Source organism: Streptomyces sp. DH12 (assembly GCF_020873895.1).
In the GTDB taxonomy this organism is placed as follows: Bacteria; Actinomycetota; Actinomycetes; order Streptomycetales; family Streptomycetaceae; genus Streptomyces.
In genome coordinates this window covers 1-857 of sequence record NZ_JAHWGT010000170.1, presented here as the reverse complement: position 1 = coordinate 857, position 857 = coordinate 1, and the positions used below count along the sequence as shown (strand labels likewise).

Sequence of the window (857 nt, the reverse complement as noted above, 5' to 3'; positions counted from 1 at the left end):
GGAGCATCCCGCGCAGGGCGTCGCCGATCCCCGCGGACCGCAGATGGCCGACGTGCATCTCCGAGGCCACGTTCGGCGGGGCGTAGTCGATCACCGTGACGCCCGGGTTCACGGCGAGGGGCACACCGAGGCGGCCCGTGTCGTCCGCGTACCGCGCGGCCAGGTTCGTGAGGACGGCCCGGTCGGCGATCGTGATGTTGAGGAAGCCGGGGCCCGACACCTCGACGTCCGCGATCACGTCACCGGTGGTGATGCGGGAGACGACCTCGGTCGCCAGGTCCCGCGGGTTGGTCTTCGCCTTCTTCGCCAGCGCGAGGATCCCGTTGGCCTGGAAGTCCGCCCGGTCGCTGCGTCGCAGCAGCGGGTCCGCGGACGCCTCCGGCCGGGTGGCCAAGAGGGCGGACGTGAGCTGCTTGCTGACGAGATCGGTGAGCGATGTGACCGAGGCCATGGAGTGGGTGCCGTTCTCCTCGTGGGTTCAGATAGACAGGGTCAGTATCCCACGGGGGGTAAAGGGGTTTTTCCGTGAGCGGGGGCGCGGGAGCCGCGCGGGGGCCGGTGAAAAGGCGTTTTCGCGGTGGCCGGGGGAGCTGGGAGAATGGCACGGTCAGCCGTGCGACCGTACCGGCTGCCCGAGCAGAAAGAAGGACGTGCCGATCGTGGCTCAGAGCACCGAGACCACCGACTGGGTCTCCCGTTTCGCGGATGAGGTCATCGAGGAGTCGGAGCGCCGGGCCCCGGGCAAACCCGTCGTCGTCGCGTCCGGGCTGTCCCCCTCCGGGCCGATCCACCTGGGCAACCTGCGCGAGGTCATGACCCCGCACCTGGTCGCCGACGAGATCCGCCGCCGCGGGTAC

At 70.4% G+C, this 857-nt stretch carries 1 protein-coding gene and 1 pseudogene; one reads left to right on the top strand and one right to left on the bottom strand.

Annotated features, from left to right (window positions below):
- On the bottom strand, window positions 1-451 hold a 451-nt coding region (gene argS, locus LPA54_RS33280; protein ID WP_228984460.1), incomplete at its 3' end, for an arginine--tRNA ligase.
- Window positions 452-650: 199 nt separating this feature from the next.
- Between argS and LPA54_RS33275 the strand changes: the two are divergent.
- Window positions 651-857: pseudogene (locus tag LPA54_RS33275) on the top strand (lysine--tRNA ligase); the annotation flags it as partial.